This is a genomic window from Pseudomonas sp. NPDC087346, from assembly GCF_044744235.1.
In the GTDB taxonomy this organism is placed as follows: domain Bacteria; phylum Pseudomonadota; class Gammaproteobacteria; order Pseudomonadales; family Pseudomonadaceae; genus Aquipseudomonas.
Window position 1 is genome coordinate 3510 of sequence record NZ_JBIUXX010000017.1, and the last position, 16434, is coordinate 19943.

A 16434-nucleotide genomic window follows, 5' to 3' on the forward strand; every position below is an offset into this window, starting at 1 on the left:
ATGGAGGAATGGTCGACGACGTTAGCTTCCACGCTTTATCTCCTGCTTTGAGTGTGTACCCGGGCCGACCGCGTCGGCGAAGGCCGCACGCAAGTCTTCGGGAAGGGCCCGGGGTTTCAAACTGTCGGTGCGCACACAGGCCACCAAAAACTGCCCTTCACAGAGCAGCACATTATCCGTTGCCCGCCTGACCTGCTGTTTGAAGCGCAGGCTGGCACGGTTCAATTCGATTACATCTGCACTTACCAGAAGCTCGTCGTCCAGTCGCGCCGGCGCGTGGTAGCGCGCTTCGCTGGAATGCACGACAAACAACAGGTCCTCACCTGCCAGCGCCGACTGGGCAAAGCCCAGCTCGCGGAGCCGCTCGGTTCGAGCCCGTTCCATAAACTTGAGGTAATTAACGTAATACACGATGCCGCCCGCATCGGTGTCCTCGTAATAAACGCGACAACGATGTGCGAACGGCTCAAGCCCGTTTTGCGCGCGCATACTCTAGTGCTTACTCCTCAGGTTGCCAATCCGGCCAGACAACTGTTTTTTCATTCTTTAAGCGCCTTAGCGCAAAAGTACCGTCCTGTGACAGTACAAACGCTGAATAAATCGCAAATCGATGTGTACTAATCGTCTACTGCATCGAGGAACTCGTCTACCACGGGCATCTCCCCCATTCGTGACGGAATGTTTAAACCGAAATGCAGATACGCATGCCGCGTTACCACCCTGCCCCGTGGCGTGCGCATGATGTAGCCCTGCTGAATCAGATACGGCTCCAGCACGTCTTCAATGGTATGGCGTTCTTCACTGATGGCTGCGGCCAGGCTGTCGATGCCTACCGGCCCGCCATCGAACTTCTCGATCATGGTCAGCAACAAGCGTCGATCCTGGTGATCGAAACCGTGTTCGTCGACGTCCAGCAGGTTCAACGCCAGGTCCGCAACGGACTTGGTGATGTGGCCCTTGGCGCGCACTTCGGCGAAATCTCGCACCCGACGCAACAAGCGATTGGCGATTCGTGGCGTACCACGGGCACGTCGCGCGATCTCGAAAGCGCCTTCCGGGTCCAGCGGCAAACCGAGGATATTCGCCGAGCGACTGACGATCGTCGACAGATCCGCAGTGCTGTAGAACTCCAGACGCTGGACGATACCGAATCGGTCACGCAGCGGATTGGTCAGCATGCCGGCGCGAGTGGTTGCCCCGACCAGGGTGAACGGTGGCAGATCAAGCTTGATCGAACGCGCCGCCGGCCCTTCACCGATCATGATGTCGAGCTGAAAATCTTCCATCGCCGGGTACAGCACTTCTTCGACGATAGGCGACAGACGATGGATTTCATCGATGAACAGCACGTCGTGCGGTTCAAGATTGGTCAACAGCGCGGCCAGATCACCTGGGCGCTCAAGTACCGGGCCCGAGGTGCTCTTGATCGATACGCCCATTTCCTGGGCGATGATATTGGCGAGCGTGGTCTTGCCCAGACCCGGCGGGCCGAAGATCAGCGTGTGATCGAGGGATTCGTTGCGGCCACGGGCGGCCTGGATGAACAGTTCCATCTGCTCGCGGACAGTCGGCTGGCCAATGTAATCGGCCAGACTGACCGGGCGAATGGCCCGGTCCTGGACTTCTTCGCGCTCACGCGGGCTGTGCGCGGCGGTGATCAGACGATCAGCTTCAATCACTTAAATCATTCCCTTCAGGGCGCGGCGGATCATGTCTTCACTGCTCAAATTCTTGTCCTTGATCGCGGAAATCGCCTTGCTCGCTTCCTGCGGCTTGTAACCCAGCGAAATCAGCGCGCTGACCGCATCGTTTTCGGCGGTATTGACCGGCGCCGGGCCGTCAGGCTGGTTTGGCACCAGCGCAAACATTGCCGGCGAAGTTTCCCAGGCCTTGAAGCGGTCCTTCAACTCGACCAGCAGACGCTCGGCAGTTTTCTTGCCGACACCCGGCACCTTGGTCAGCGCCGAGGTGTCCTGGGATTGCACGCAGCGGATCAGCTCATCGACTTCCAGGCTCGACATCAATGCCAAGGCCAATTTCGGCCCGACACCATTGAGACGGATCAACTCGCGAAAAAAGTCTCGCTCACGCTTGCCGGCGAAGCCATAGAGTAACTGCGCGTCTTCGCGTACGACTAAATGGGTGTGCAAGGTCAGCGGTTCACCGACCGACGGCAGACGATAAAGCGTGGTCATGGGCACTTCCAGCTCATACCCGAGGCCGTTTACATCGAGAATCAGGTGCGGCGGCTGTTTCTCAGCCAGGGTGCCGCGCAAGCGTCCAATCACGTTTCAGATCCTTGAGCGTTGGCCAGCGTGGGGCTGGCGACTGACGAAAGGAGAGCTTCAGGCCGACGACTCAGGCGCGAAACTCCGTTTCCGGAAAAATTGATGCTGATGCTATCAGAGACGCAGGCGCCCGCCACGACTGCGTGCCGTTCCCAAGCCATGCGGCAACAGGCTGGAACGGGTGTGGGCGTGACAAATGGCAATCGCCAGGGCGTCGGAAGCATCGATTTGCGGTTTGCTGGTCAGCTTGAGCATGTGCATGACCATCATCTGCACTTGTTCTTTATTGGCGGCGCCGGTGCCGACCACGGCCTGTTTGACCTGGGTTGCGGTGTACTCGGCAATTTCCAGACACTCCTCGGCACCCGCGACGATAGCGGCCCCCCGGGCCTGCCCGAGCTTCAGCGCCGAATCGGCGTTTTTCGCCATGAACACTTTTTCGATGCCCATGGTGATCGGGCCGTAAGTCTGAATGATCTCGCGTACGCCGCGATAAACGATTTGCAGGCGCTCATGCAACTCGCCGGCGCCGGTACGAATACAACCCGAAGCCACGTAGATGCAGCCGCCGCGCCCGGTATCGCGAACAATGCCGTAACCGGTGATGCGCGAACCGGGGTCAATACCAAGAATTAAAGTCATAGGCCTGCTGGTTCGAAGTAACACAAAAACAAATGTGGGAGCTGGCTTGCCAGCGATGACGGAGTGTCAGGCACCATCACTGTCTGATGTGCCGACGCCATCGCTGGCAAGCCAGCTCCCACATTGAATCGTAGCCGCTCTTAACCGAGCTGAGCAGCCACTTCTTCCGGAATGTCCGCGTTGGAGTAGACGTTCTGCACGTCATCCAGATCCTCAAGCATGTCGATCAGCTTGAGCACCTTCTCGGCACCTTCCAGATCCAGTTCGGCACTGGTGGTCGGCTGCATGACGATTTCCGCGTCATCACCCTTGAAGCCCGCCGCTTCCAGCGCGTTACGTACCGCATAGAAGCTGGAGAACGAGGTGAACACGTCGATCGAGCCGTCTTCGTGGGTGACCACGTCGTCAGCGTCGGCTTCCATTGCCGCTTCGATCAGCGCGTCTTCATCAACGCCCGGCGCGAAGGAGATTTGCCCTTTACGTTCGAACAGATACGCCACAGAACCGTCGGTACCCAGATTACCACCACACTTGCTGAACGCATGACGCACGGCCGCAGCGGTGCGGTTGCGGTTGTCGGTCATGCACTCGACCAACACCGCCACTCCGCCCGGGCCATAGCCTTCGCAGCTCAGCTCGACCATATCGTCGGTATCGGCAGCACCGGCACCACGGGCAACCGCACGATCAATGATGTCGCGGCTCATGTTCGCGCCGAGGGCCTTGTCCAGCGCCAGACGCAAGCGTGGGTTGGAGCCCGGATCGCCACCGCCCTGACGAGCAGCGACGGTCAGCTCACGAATCCACTTGGTGAAGATTTTGCCTTTCTTGGCATCCTGACGTTCTTTGCGGTGCTTGATGTTCGCCCACTTCGAATGACCCGCCATATCTCGCTCCGAATTCTCTTTGAAACGTTGCCCGCCCTGCTCTCGCAGCGGCCAGCAAACAAAAAATCTCGACCGGTTTTCAGTCTTTACAGAAAGAAAAAAGGCGCATCCGAAGATGCGCCTTCAGGCCCGTCTTACTCAGCCTTTGGAGTTTCGCGCAAACGAATGTGCAACTCGCGCAAGGCCTTGGCGTCCACCACACCCGGAGCCTGCGTCATCACGTCGGCAGCACTCTGGGTTTTCGGGAAGGCGATCACTTCACGGATCGACTGGGCGCCGGTCATCAGCATCACCAGACGGTCAAGACCGAAGGCCAGACCACCGTGCGGCGGTGCACCGTACTTCAGTGCATCGAGCAGGAAGCCGAATTTCTCTTCCTGTTCCGCTTCGTTGATACCCAACAGACGGAATACCGCTTGCTGCATTTCCTTGCGGTGGATACGGATCGAACCGCCGCCCAGCTCGGTGCCGTTCAGTACCATGTCGTAGGCACGGGACAGAGCGCCAGACGGGTTGGCTACCAGCTCTTCCGGCGAGCACTTCGGTGCGGTGAACGGATGGTGCAGCGCAGAGAAGCTGCCGTCATCGTTCTCTTCGAACATCGGGAAGTCGATGACCCACATCGGTGCCCACTTGCAGGTCAGCAGGTTCAGGTCGTGACCCAGCTTGATCCGCAGCGCGCCCAGGGCTTCGCTGACGATCTTCGCCTTGTCGGCGCCGAAGAACACGATGTCGCCGTCAACCGCGCCAACGCGATCAAGGATCGCATTGAGGTTGTCCAGCGGGATGTTTTTCACGATCGGCGATTGCAGACCGTCAACGCCGGCAGCACGCTCGTTGACCTTGATGTACGCCAGGCCCTTGGCACCGTAGATGCCGACGAACTTGGTGTAGTCGTCGATCTGCTTGCGCGGCATGCTCGCCCCGCCTGGAACGCGCAGAGCGGCGATACGGCATTTCGGGTCGTTGGCCGGGCCGCTGAACACCTTGAAATCAACTTCTTTCAGTTGATCGGCAACGTCTACCAGTTCCAGCGGAATACGCAGGTCCGGCTTGTCGGAACCGTAACGGCGCATGGCTTCTTCGAAAGTCATGTGCGGGAACTCGCCGAATTCCAGATCCAGCACTTCCTTGAACAGGTTGCGGATCATTTGCTCGGTCAGGCCCATGATCTCTTTTTCATCGAGGAACGAAGTCTCGATGTCGATCTGGGTGAATTCCGGCTGACGGTCAGCGCGCAGGTCTTCGTCACGGAAGCACTTGGCGATCTGGTAGTAACGGTCGAAACCGGCAACCATCAGCAGTTGTTTGAACAGTTGCGGCGACTGCGGCAGGGCAAAGAACGAGCCTGCGTGGGTACGGCTAGGTACCAGGTAGTCACGCGCACCTTCTGGAGTGGCGCGGGTCAGGATCGGTGTTTCAACGTCGAGGAAGCCGTTTTCGTCGAGGAAGCGACGGATGCTGGTGGTCATGCGCGAACGCAGACGCAGCTTCTCGGCCATTTCCGGACGACGCAGGTCCAGGAAGCGATAGCGCAGACGGGTTTCTTCGCCGACGTCGGAGAACTCGTTCAGCGGGAACGGCGGGGTTTCCGACTCGTTCAGCACTTCCAGTTCGTAACCCAGCACTTCGATCATGCCCGACGCCATGTTGGCGTTGGTGGCACCGGCCGGACGCAGGCGAACCTTGCCGGTGATCTTCACCACGTATTCGCTACGCACACGGTCAGCGGCGGCGAAGCTTTCGGCGCGGTCCGGATCGAACACTACCTGAGCCAGACCATCACGATCACGGATATCGAGGAAAATCACCCCGCCATGGTCGCGACGACGGTGAACCCATCCGCAAAGGGTAATTTCCTGGCCTTCCAGGCTTTCGTTCAGTTGGCCGCAATAATGGCTGCGCATCATGGTAGTGTTTTCGCTTCTCGTAATTCGAAATTCGGTGGAGATCCCGGCATATTCAAGCCATCCGGCATCACACGTGTGTCATTGGACTCAGGTCATGAACCCTAGTCAGATTTGTCGCCACCGGCCAGATTCTTCTTCGCGCCGGTCTTGAAATCGGTTTCGTACCAACCGCTGCCGCTGAGTCGGAAACCCGGCATGGACAGTTGTTTCTTGAGCTCTGGCGCCTGGCAGGCAGGGCAGTCGACCAGCGGTGCATCACTGATCTTTTGAATGGCTTCCATTTGATGACCACAGGAAGCACATTGGTAATCGTACATCGGCATGAGGCTGTCTCGGCGATCGGAATGCCACCGCGAGCAGGGCTCTGCGGCGAAAGAGCGAGATTATATCCATTAAATGCGGGCTGTGCAGCCGTAAGACTGCACAGCCCGCAATGTCATTTCAAGTGGAGCCCTTTCAGAGCGCAATGGGCGCCGGGGCATCCTTGAGGCCATTCATCACACACACCACCCGCACCAGACCGCTGAAGTTTTTCACCCCGCCATGGCGCAAGTGCACTTCCCGATCCACGTGAGACAACAGCGTACTGACTGAACAACCGCAGTCCTCGGCCATGCGACCAAGGATGTTCCAGTAGACCTGCTCCAGCCTCAGGCAGGTCGCGAAACCATTCAAGCGGACCGATCTGGACAAGGGCCGGATCAATTCGATGTCGAACTCGCTGACAAACGGGTCGACCTTTATTTCCTGCTGCGAAGCCACGTATTCGCTTCGCCTGTCTCCACCTACCATATCGTTGACACTCCTTTGCCATCTCTGCTTGTTATTAAGGCAACATCCTGTTGCCTCCATAAAAGCGCAGACGCAAAGTTATATCCAGATGACTATTTGCCCATCTGCGTAGGATAAGCCGACACCAAAAGTAAGACCTGAAGAAGCACGCGGACATCCGTTTCTCCTGGGCTTTCCGCGTGCCCGGCTCATCAGCCTTCGAGCAACGCGCGCAACATCCACGCGGTTTTTTCATGGACCTGCATCCGCTGAGTCAACAGGTCGGCGGTTGGCTCGTCACTGACCTTGTCCAGCAACGGAAAAATACCGCGCGCAGTGCGTGTCACTGCTTCCTGACCAGCAACCAGTTGCTTGATCATGTTCTCGGCACTCGGCACGCCCTCTTCTTCTTTAATAGAAGAAAGCCGTGCATAGGTGGCGTAGGCGCCCGGCGCCGGAAAGCCCAAGGCGCGAATACGCTCGGCAATCGAGTCCACGGCCAGGGCCAGTTCGTTGTATTGCTCTTCGAACATCAAATGCAGCGTACGGAACATCGGTCCGGTGACGTTCCAGTGGAAGTTATGGGTTTTCAGATACAGCACGTAGGTGTCCGACAGCAGACGCGAGAGCCCCTCGACGATGGACTTGCGGTCTTCTTCACTGATACCGATATCGATTGCCATGCATACCCCCTTGACGGTGATTGAATTCATTCATCCAGTAAGTGCAGGTCCACTCTAGCAAGGCTGCCGCTGCCTCGCAGCCCCGAATGCCGTTACACACTGCGACAAATCGACCGGGAGGCTGCCGCTGGCCGGGCTGATTTGAGTAGCTGCAGGCTTTGCTGTTAAATAGGCAGTGTGTCGCCATGCCCTATTTTCCGGGCGTTGCGCATAGGCTGATGCCGGGTACGTGTCCAACGCCTCTTTTTTGTTCCGAAGCGAACCGTGCGCCTTCAGCTCTTCCTTGTGAGCCTTCATAACGTGAGTCAATCAAAATGTTGAAAATCGTCCACTTGCTAATGGGCGCAGCTGCTTTGCTGCTGTCCTTCATACCTAGCCTGAGATCCGAAGCCGTACCTTACCTGCAACAACCCGATGCACTGTACCTGGCCTTTTTCGGCCTGTTGAACCTGGTGATTGCTCCAGTGATTCCGTACTGGAACAAAGGCACTCGCCAACATCTGCAAAATCTGGTCAGCGCACTTCTGGTGCTGACTGTCGTCCTGCAAACCCTGACCCTGATCGCACCGATGCCTGTCATTGCCGGTCAGCCAGCCGTGCTGTTCACTCTGGTAATCGCCCTGATTGCCGTGGCATTGCATCTGGCCGTCAGTTTTTACCGATCTTCACCTGCCGCCGCGGCCACCAGCTATGACATGAGCAACCGCGATACTGGCACCGTGAAGTGGTTCAACACTTCCAAAGGCTTCGGTTTTATCTCCCGGGACTCCGGTGACGATATTTTCGTGCACTTTCGCGCCATCCGTGGCGAAGGCCACCGCGTTCTGGTTGAAGGCCAGCGCGTGGAGTTCTCGGTGATGAACCGGGACAAAGGCCTGCAAGCCGAGGACGTGATCGCCGCCCTGCCGCGCCGCTGATCCTCAGCTCCAAAAAAAACCGCGAACAGCCTGGCTGTTCGCGGTTTTTTCATGCCTGCTCAAAAGCACGCCGAACTCAATAGTGTGGCGGCGGCGCCTCTTCCTCAGAGGATTCGAACTGCCCCGACATTTCCTCCTGGCGCCTGAGCAACGCCGTCATCTGCAACCGCAGACGCTCGACCACCCGTTGTTGCTCCACCAGCACGTCATTCAGTGCCTGAATGGTGTCATCCTGAAATGCCAGACGGCTTTCCAGATCGGTAACGCGATCTTGCAGTTCCTGGCTCATGCCTCAGCCCTCCAGAAACGTGAAGTGTTCTGTCAACACAAGGCGCAACCGCTCACGGATGGCGGCCAACTGCTCTGCGCTATACGGCCTGGCCGGATGCTTGCCCCAGACTGGCGCCGGCCAGGCTGCGTCATCGCGCTTGCGCACAATCACATGCATGTGCAATTGGCTGACAACGTTGCCCAGAGTCGCGACGTTGAGCTTGTCAGCGTCGAACAAATCCTTGAGCAGCTCAGCCAGTGCAGTGGTTTCCTGCCACAGCTGCTGCTGGTCGGCGACATCCAACTGAAACAACTCGCTGATATCGTCGCGGCGTGGCACCAGGATGAACCACGGGTAGTTGCAGTCGTTGGACAGCAGCAGTCGGCACAGCGGGAAATCACCGATGACCAGAGCGTCCTGTTGAAGTCGTGAATCTAAAGCAAACACTGCGCGCACTCCCGGCTGATCTACATAATTCAGCTTGGCGGCCCTCTGTATGGACGACGCACCAAGCGACAGGACAGCAGCATACCTGCGAATGCGCCGAGCTTCACGGCGACTACGTGCTCGCCCTCCTGACCTGCGCTCTGATGGCGGACATTTTTTGCTGTCGCGCACCACGATGGAACTCACCAAGCCTTTGAACCGGGTGAAATGACCGTAAAGCAACATGAAACGCACAAATTGGCGCTAAAACTGAATGAATCTGGAACAGCCTGTAAAATTTTTGCACCAAAACCGTACAGCGCGTCTACGCTCAGTGCGTCAGGGTATCCGCCAAATACTCACTGGTGGGGTGAACCGGTAACGTTTTCGGTTGTCTTGGGCGGAACTGACCGCGGCAACACCATGCGAAGGATTGCGTCAAGCCTCTATAAACAAGGGCTTGAAGCCCAGTATTTATGAGGATTTTACGGTTGCGGGCAGGTGTTCAGAAAAATAAACGTGGTAGCACTGCGTTTTGAGCACACTTGTTGCATTCAGACACACATGGTCTATAAGCGCACCACCGGAAGTGGATGCCTTAAGCCCCATAAAAACAGTGGCAGGGTTGCCCGATGGAGATTCAAGTGTTTTGCCAGGGACTCTTTTTTACCGATGCAAAAAGGCCCAGAAACAGCGATAAAGTTGTCAGTCCGGCTGCATTGGTACTGTGAATTTGCGACATCTACCAAGCCGTTTACGACAGTGTCGTAAAGAAGCTGAAAGGTTAGATTCGCAAGTATCGCCAACATTGTCGGCGTGATATAAGTTTGCGCCGACACAAAAAGAAAGAGCCGCCCAGATAATAAAACAGGTGGGACGGCAGTACTCTTCTAAAACCAAAGGAGCAAATCACGATGCGCGTGATGAAGTGGAGCATGATCGCACTGGCAGTTGCAGCAGCAGCCAGTACTCAGTTGGCTACGGCCGCCCCGTTTGTAAGTGACCAGTCTGAAGCCAAAGGCTTTGTTGACGACGCTAAACTCACCGAGACGTTGAAGAACTACTACTTCAACCGGGATAACAAGAACGGCGGCCACGACCAGAAAGACTGGACTCAAGGCTTCCTGGGCAATTTCACCTCCGGTTACACCCAAGGCACCGTAGGCGTCGGTCTCGATGCATTCGGTTACCTGGCCCTGAAACTTGACGGCGGTGACGGTACTTCCGGTTCGGGCAACATGAGCCGTAGCAATGCTCTGAAAGCTAACGGTTATGCTCACGATGTTGACGACAGCCAAGGCAAAGCCGGCGCTGCCGTTAAATTCCGCATTTCCAAAACCGAACTGAAAATCGGCGACCAGCAGCCAAGCACTGCTCCTGTGTTCGCAGTTGGCGGCTCGCGCATCATTCCGCAAACTGCAAGCGGCTTCCAGCTGCAGAGCAGCGAAGTCAAAGACCTTGACCTCGAAGCCGGTCACTTCTACTCGGCGACCAGCCAGGACAAAAACGCCCGTGACGGCGGTCTGTACGCCAACTACGCCGGCACAGAAGCCAAGTCCATCGACTATTTCGGCGGCAAATACGGCATCACCGACAATCTGTCGGCGTCGCTGTACGGTGCCAAGCTGGAAGACATCTGGAACCAGTACTACGCGAACGTGAACCTCACCACTCCATTCGGTGGTGATACTTCGCTGAACACTGACTTCAACATCTACCGCACCACCGATACCGGTGACAAGCTGGCGGGTGATATCAGCAACACTGCCTTCTCCCTGGCAACCGCGCTGTCGTTCCTGAAGGCACACACCTTCACCCTGGCCTTCCAGAAGGTTAACGGCGACACCCCGTTCGACTACGTCGGTGTGGGCAAGAACAACCGTGGTGGCGACTCGATCTTCCTCGCCAACTCCATCCAGTACTCTGACTTCAACGGTCCTGGCGAGAAATCCCTGCAAGCCCGTTACGACCTGAAAATGGCCGAGTACGGCGTACCAGGCCTGAGCTTCATGGTTCGTTACGTTACGGGTTGGGATATCGACGGTACCGGTCTGGCTGCTAACAGCCACTACCGCACTGATTCTGGCGCACCGCTGTACGGTGAAGACGGCAAACACCACGAAACCAACTTCGAAGCCAAGTACGTTGTTCAGACTGGCCCGGCGAAAGATCTGTCCTTCCGCATCCGTCAGGCTTGGCACACTGCTAACGCTGACCAAGGCGAAGGCGACGTTAAAGAGTTCCGCCTGATCACCGAGTACCCACTGAACATCTTGTAATCGTCAGTGGTTAGTTTGGAAGCATAAAAAAGGCCCATCTTCGGATGGGCCTTTTTATTGCGTGTCACTTATATAAACTGCCTGACCGAAAAGTCAGACAATTAATTAGCAACCTATCATTACACCGAAGTTTCCTGAACCACACGAATCACACGCTGTGGAAACGGAATATCAATACCGGCAGTCTTCAGACGATCACGGGATTGTTCATTGAACAGGAACATCACATCCCAGTAATCGGCAGTCTTCACCCAAACACGCAGCGAAACAGTGATCGAACTGTCACCCAGCGTCGAAATAACGGCTTGTGGCGCCGGGTCTTGCAACACGCGATCATCCTTGGCCAGATCCAGCAGCACCTGACGGGCCTTTTGCAGGTCCGCTTCGTAGTTCACACCCACATCGAACACGACTTTACGGGTCGGCTGACGGTTGGTATTGGTGATGATGCCGTTGGACAGCACGCCGTTAGGCACGATGACGGTCTTGTTGTCGCCGGTACGCAGGATCGTGTGGAAGATCTGGATGTTGTCGACAGTACCTGCGGTACCTTGGGCTTCAATCCAGTCACCGATGCGGAACGGACGGAACAGCAGAATCAGCACACCGCCAGCGAAGTTCGCCAGGCTGCCCTGCAATGCCAGACCGATGGCCAGACCCGCAGCACCGATTGCGGCAACGAACGAGGTGGTTTCAACACCGATCATCGAGGCCACGCTGACAATCAGCAGCACCTTGAGAATGATGTTCGCCAGACTGCTGATGAAACCTTGCAGCGCCAGATCAGCATTACGCAAGGCCAACAAACCGCCGAGCTTTTGCGCGACCTTGTTGATCAGCCACCAGCCGATGGCCAGGGTAATCACTGCCAGCAGCACGCGGCTGCCGTACTCCATGATCATCGGAACCCATGCCTGGGATGCCTTGACCAGGTTGTCTACTTCAGCATTCAAATCCATCTACTTTCTCCTGATTTCCGGCTTCCCGGCACGCAAAGATTAATCATGTTTCTTGTGGGATCGAGCCTGCTCGCTCCCACAGGTTCCCGACGAGGAAGCTTAGTCGCGGAAGTTGTTGAACTGCAGCGGCATGCCGAATTCCTTGGCACGCAGCGCCGCGATGGCTTCTTGCAGATCATCACGCTTCTTGCCGGTGACACGAACCTGCTCGCCCTGAATGGCAGCCTGCACCTTGAGCTTGGCGTCCTTGATGTGGCCGACGATTTTCTTCGCCAGTTCCTTGTCGATGCCTTCCTTGAGCACGGCGTCCTGTTTCATCAGCTTGCCCGATGCGTAAGCGTCCTTCACTTCAAGGCACTGCACGTCGATCTTGCGTTTGACCAGGGCCAGCTTGAGGATCTCGATCATCGCTTCCAGCTGGAATCCGGCTTCGGCGGTCAGGCTGACGGTCAGGTCTTTTTCCTTGAACTCGAAGCTGCCTTTGCCTTTCAGGTCATAACGACGGTCGAGTTCCTTCACGGCGTTCTCGACCGCGTTGGTGAGTTCGTGTTTGTCCAGTTCGGATACCACGTCGAACGACGGCATGTAATCTCTCCAATAAAAAGGCGCGCTCAATGTGGATGGAGCGCGCTTGGCTTGCGGTTAAAATCGGGCTCATTATAACGGGTCTTTTCCTGTCGACACGGCGAGCCGCACATGCCTGCACCCAATCGAGCAAAAAACTGATGTCCACCCCCTGGCATATCCTCGGCGCCGGCAGCCTCGGCACTCTTTGGGCAACGCGACTGGCTCGCGCGGGCCTGCCCGTCAGGTTGATCGTGCGCGATGCCGAACGTTTGCGCAGCTATGAAGCAGCCGGTGGACTAACGCTGATCGAGCATGACACCGCGAACATCTTCGCCATTCCCGGCGAAACCCCGGACAGCCCAGAACCAATCCGCCGTCTATTGGTAGCCTGCAAGGCCTACGATGCCGAAAGTGCCGTCGCCCGCCTCGCCCCGCGCCTGACAGCGGATGCTGAACTGATCCTGCTGCAAAACGGCTTGGGCAGTCAGGACGCCGTCGCCGCCAGAGTGCCGCAAGCGCGCTGCATCAGTGCATCGAGCACCGAAGGCGCGTTTCGCGATGGCGACTGGCGCGTGGTGTTCGCCGGCCACGGTTACACCTGGCTCGGCGATGCGGGCCATCCGGTGGCGCCGATCTGGCTGGATGATCTGTACGCAGCGAAAATCCCCCACGAGTGGAGCACCGACATCCTCACTCGGTTGTGGCGCAAACTCGCGCTCAATTGCGCGATCAATCCGCTGACAGTGCTGCACGACTGCCGCAACGGCGGTTTGCAGCAACATCAATGCGAAGTCGCCACGCTGTGCGCCGAACTGGCCGAACTGCTGGAGCGTTGCGGTCAACCGGCTGCCGCGCAAAACCTGCAACAGGAAGTCGAACGGGTGATCCACGCCACCGCCGCCAACTACTCATCCATGTATCAGGATGTAGCCAGTAACCGTCGTACCGAAATCAGCTATCTATTGGGGCATGCCTGCAAAGTTGCCGTGCGACACCAACTGAATCTGCCGCATCTCAATCAATTGCAGCAGCGCCTGATCAGCCGTCTGCACAGCCTCGGATTGCCCAGCGACTGAGCAGCGGCTACGCTGGCCACTTGTTCCTTTGCTGCGATAAACCTGATGCCATTGCGCCAGCGCCTCGAAAACCTGCCGGTCGGCCAGAAACTGCTGGCCGCCCTGCTGGTGCTGTTGACCACTGTGTTGCTGGTCGCCAACCTGACCTTTATCAGCGCCGCCTATTACATCTCCCAGGAAAGCATGGCCCCGCAGGCTTTGCAGACCATCGGTCGACTGGTGGCCAACCCGAGTCTGGTGGCCGATGCTTTGCAATCACCGCTGAACGCCGAACGCCTGCTCAAGGAGCTCGACAGCTATTCGCCACTGCGCGCCGCCGCCCTGTATGACGGTAACGGTGAGCGTCTGGCCCAAGTGCAGCGCGGCGACAAACTCAATCTGCCGGAGCACTACCGGCGTATCGAGGCCTGGCAACTCACCGAGTTTCGCAGCAATCAACTGATCACCCTGCCCCGCCCGGGCACAACGCCGGGTCACCTGTTGCTGGTGGCCAGCAGCGAACTGCCGATGGCGTTCTATACCGGTACGCTGACCGCGAGCCTCGGCATCCTGATTTTCAGTGTGCTGTTATGGCTGGTGATTGCCCGACAGATCAAACGCCTGATCACCCGGCCGATCCACGAGCTCGAAGAACTCTCGCGTCAGGTCACCCGCGAAGAGAACTACGCCCTGCGCGCTTCACGCGGTAACCATGACGAAATCGGCAGTCTTGCCGAAGCCTTCAACACCATGCTGTCGCGCATCGAAGCCCGTGAGCAGCAACTCAAACGCGCCCGCGACGATTCCGAGGCGGCGTACGATCAGGCTCAGGGGCTGGCCGAAGAAACCCGTCACACCAACCGCAAACTGGAGCTGGAAGTCCAGGTGCGTAGCAAAATCGAGAAGAAGCTCACCGGGTTCCAGAACTACCTCAACAGCATCATCGACTCGATGCCCTCGGCGCTGATCGCCCTCGACGAGCAACTCTATGTCACCCAGTGGAATCAGGAGGCCAGCGCGCTTTCCGGCACACGGCTGGATGAAGCGCTGAACCAGCCGATCTTCCTCGCTTTCGAACCGCTCAAGCCGTTCCTGCCGCAACTCAAGCAGACCGTCGAACAGCACACGGTGGCAAAAATCGAGCGCGTGACATGGTTCAAGGATGACGATCCCAAGCATTACGCCCTGACCTTTTACCCGTTGATGGGCGGCGCCGGGCGTGGCGTGGTGATCCGCATCGACGACATCACCCAGCGCCTGTCGCTGGAAGAAATGATGGTGCAGTCAGAGAAAATGCTTTCGGTGGGTGGACTGGCTGCGGGCATGGCCCACGAGATCAACAATCCGCTGGGGGCGATCCTGCACAACGTGCAAAACATTCGCCGACGATTGTCCGCTGACTTGCCGAAGAACCTCGAAACCGCTGAACAACTCGGCATCGAACTGGATACGGTCAACCATTACCTGCAAAGCCGGGAAGTGCCAAAGTTGCTCGATGGCATCCAGCAAGCCGGCGCGCGGGCGGCAAAAATCGTGACCCACATGCTCAGTTTCAGCCGCCGCAGCACCCGCCAAATGGCCCCCTGCGACTTGCCGGCGCTGATTGATCAAGCGGTGGACATCGCCGGCAACGACTTCGACCTAGCTATTGGTTTCGACTTCAAAGGACAGGCCATCGTGCGCCAGTTCGACCCGGCGCTCGGCCCGGTGCCGGGCACCGCCAACGAGCTGGAACAAGTGCTGCTCAACCTGTTGAAAAACGCTGCGCAGGCGATTCACCAGCGCGAAGACGACAGTGAGCCAGGGCGAATCATTTTGCGTACGAAACTCAATCCACCGTGGGCGGAAATCCAGGTCGAAGACAACGGCATCGGCATGAGCGAGAACGTGCGCAAACGCACCTTCGAGCCGTTCTTCACCACCAAGGAAATCGGTCAGGGCACGGGGCTCGGCTTGTCGGTGTCGTATTTCATCATCACCAATAATCACAAGGGGCAGATGGAAGTGCAGTCAGCTCCCGGTCAGGGCACGTGCTTCACATTGCGTCTGCCGCTTGTACAACCAGCGCCGATTGCGCTGGAAACCAGTCAACTACCGAGGTAAACCATGGGCTTTCGCTTGTCGAAGATTTACACCCGCACTGGCGATAAAGGCGAAACCGGGCTCGGCGACGGCCGCCGGGTTCCCAAGGATCACCCACGGATCGAAGCCATTGGCGAGGTCGATACGCTGAACAGCCAGGTCGGTGTATTGCTGGCCGGATTGATAGCCGAGCGCGAGGCGTTTACGGGTTTGAACGAACTGATCGAAGTTCTTGCGCCTTGTCAGCATCGTTTGTTCGATCTGGGCGGTGAGCTAGCGATGCCGGAATATCAGGCATTGAACGCGGCGGAAATCGAACGTCTGGAAGCGGCGATTGATTTGTGGAACGAGGAATTGGGGCCACTGGAGAACTTCATCTTGCCGGGGGGCTCGATGCTGATTGCGCAGGCGCATGTTTGCCGCAGTCTGGCGCGGAGTGCCGAACGGCGTTGCCAGCATTTGAACGCACTGGAACCGCTGACCGGGGTTGGTCTGGCTTACATCAATCGGTTGTCGGATTTGTTGTTTGTCGCGGCGCGGCTGATTGCGCGGCGGCAGGGGATTGCCGAGATTTTGTGGCAGCCCGCGGCAAAACCCGCAGATAAGTAGCGCCTGACAAGACGCCATCGCTGGCAAGCCAGCTCCCACAGGGGTCTCGATCGCTCACAAAATCTTGTGAACGACGCAAAACCTTTCG

General features: G+C 57.5%; 18 protein-coding genes. 5 read left to right on the plus strand and 13 right to left on the minus strand.

Annotated elements, in window-relative coordinates:
* Window positions 1–21: 21 nt before the first annotated feature.
* From ybgC to ACIOZM_RS12805, 9 genes are all read right to left on the minus strand, one after another.
* Window positions 22–489, minus strand: coding sequence for a tol-pal system-associated acyl-CoA thioesterase (gene ybgC / locus ACIOZM_RS12765; protein ID WP_186530005.1), 468 nt, complete (start codon window positions 487–489; stop codon window positions 22–24).
* A 128-nt stretch (window positions 490–617) separates the two neighbouring features.
* Window positions 618–1679, minus strand: a complete 1062-nt coding sequence (gene ruvB / locus ACIOZM_RS12770; protein ID WP_401214052.1) for a Holliday junction branch migration DNA helicase RuvB — start codon at window positions 1677–1679, stop codon at window positions 618–620.
* Window positions 1680–2288 carry a Holliday junction branch migration protein RuvA gene (ruvA, locus tag ACIOZM_RS12775; protein WP_123467207.1) on the minus strand — a complete coding sequence of 203 codons (609 nt, stop codon included), beginning with the start codon at window positions 2286–2288 and terminating at the stop codon, window positions 1680–1682.
* A 114-nt stretch (window positions 2289–2402) separates the two neighbouring features.
* The gene (gene ruvC / locus ACIOZM_RS12780) at window positions 2403–2930 is read right to left on the minus strand and encodes a crossover junction endodeoxyribonuclease RuvC (RefSeq protein WP_102355041.1); all 528 of its coding nucleotides are present in this window, start codon (window positions 2928–2930) and stop codon (window positions 2403–2405) included.
* Between the two features lie 140 nt (window positions 2931–3070).
* Window positions 3071–3817 (minus strand): YebC/PmpR family DNA-binding transcriptional regulator, encoded by a 747-nt coding sequence (locus tag ACIOZM_RS12785; protein ID WP_401214055.1) that lies wholly within the window; start codon window positions 3815–3817, stop codon window positions 3071–3073.
* 134 nt (window positions 3818–3951) lie between these two features.
* A complete protein-coding gene (gene aspS / locus ACIOZM_RS12790) occupies window positions 3952–5727 on the minus strand; it encodes an aspartate--tRNA ligase (protein WP_401214057.1) in 1776 nt (591 codons plus the stop codon).
* Between the two features lie 101 nt (window positions 5728–5828).
* Complete coding sequence (locus ACIOZM_RS12795) at window positions 5829–6050, minus strand: FmdB family zinc ribbon protein (RefSeq protein ID WP_401214060.1); 222 nt, start codon at window positions 6048–6050, stop codon at window positions 5829–5831.
* A 133-nt stretch (window positions 6051–6183) separates the two neighbouring features.
* On the minus strand, window positions 6184–6519 hold the full coding sequence (locus tag ACIOZM_RS12800) for a ribbon-helix-helix domain-containing protein (RefSeq protein WP_401214063.1): 336 nt from the start codon (window positions 6517–6519) through the stop codon (window positions 6184–6186).
* A gap of 191 nt (window positions 6520–6710) precedes the next feature.
* A complete protein-coding gene (locus ACIOZM_RS12805) occupies window positions 6711–7181 on the minus strand; it encodes a Dps family protein (RefSeq protein ID WP_401214066.1) in 471 nt (156 codons plus the stop codon).
* Between the two features lie 314 nt (window positions 7182–7495).
* On the opposite strand from ACIOZM_RS12805, the gene ACIOZM_RS12810 reads away from it, so the two are divergent.
* On the plus strand, window positions 7496–8098 hold the full coding sequence (locus ACIOZM_RS12810) for a cold shock domain-containing protein membrane protein (protein ID WP_401214069.1): 603 nt from the start codon (window positions 7496–7498) through the stop codon (window positions 8096–8098).
* A 76-nt stretch (window positions 8099–8174) separates the two neighbouring features.
* Here ACIOZM_RS12810 and ACIOZM_RS12815 read toward each other — a convergent pair whose 3' ends face one another.
* Window positions 8175–8387 carry a SlyX family protein gene (locus ACIOZM_RS12815; protein ID WP_401214072.1) on the minus strand — a complete coding sequence of 71 codons (213 nt, stop codon included), beginning with the start codon at window positions 8385–8387 and terminating at the stop codon, window positions 8175–8177.
* A gap of 3 nt (window positions 8388–8390) precedes the next feature.
* Entirely contained in the window at window positions 8391–8816 is a 426-nt protein-coding gene (locus ACIOZM_RS12820; protein ID WP_401214075.1) for an HIT family protein, read from the minus strand.
* 893 nt (window positions 8817–9709) lie between these two features.
* Between ACIOZM_RS12820 and ACIOZM_RS12825 the strand changes: the two genes are divergently transcribed.
* The gene (locus ACIOZM_RS12825; RefSeq protein WP_401214078.1) at window positions 9710–11074 is read left to right on the plus strand and encodes an OprD family porin; all 1365 of its coding nucleotides are present in this window, start codon (window positions 9710–9712) and stop codon (window positions 11072–11074) included.
* A gap of 119 nt (window positions 11075–11193) precedes the next feature.
* Here ACIOZM_RS12825 and ACIOZM_RS12830 read toward each other — a convergent pair whose 3' ends face one another.
* On the minus strand, window positions 11194–12033 hold the full coding sequence (locus tag ACIOZM_RS12830) for a mechanosensitive ion channel family protein (protein WP_401214081.1): 840 nt from the start codon (window positions 12031–12033) through the stop codon (window positions 11194–11196).
* A gap of 99 nt (window positions 12034–12132) precedes the next feature.
* The gene (locus ACIOZM_RS12835) at window positions 12133–12618 is read right to left on the minus strand and encodes a YajQ family cyclic di-GMP-binding protein (RefSeq protein WP_007912755.1); all 486 of its coding nucleotides are present in this window, start codon (window positions 12616–12618) and stop codon (window positions 12133–12135) included.
* 140 nt (window positions 12619–12758) lie between these two features.
* Between ACIOZM_RS12835 and ACIOZM_RS12840 the strand changes: the two genes are divergently transcribed.
* From ACIOZM_RS12840 to ACIOZM_RS12850, 3 genes are read left to right on the plus strand one after another with little or no spacing between them, the layout of a single operon-like run.
* Entirely contained in the window at window positions 12759–13676 is a 918-nt protein-coding gene (locus ACIOZM_RS12840; RefSeq protein WP_401214084.1) for a putative 2-dehydropantoate 2-reductase, read from the plus strand.
* Window positions 13677–13721: 45 nt separating this feature from the next.
* On the plus strand, window positions 13722–15758 hold the full coding sequence (locus ACIOZM_RS12845) for an ATP-binding protein (protein WP_401214087.1): 2037 nt from the start codon (window positions 13722–13724) through the stop codon (window positions 15756–15758).
* A 3-nt stretch (window positions 15759–15761) separates the two neighbouring features.
* On the plus strand, window positions 15762–16346 hold the full coding sequence (locus ACIOZM_RS12850) for a cob(I)yrinic acid a,c-diamide adenosyltransferase (RefSeq protein WP_401214090.1): 585 nt from the start codon (window positions 15762–15764) through the stop codon (window positions 16344–16346).
* The last annotated feature ends 88 nt before the right edge of the window (window positions 16347–16434 follow it).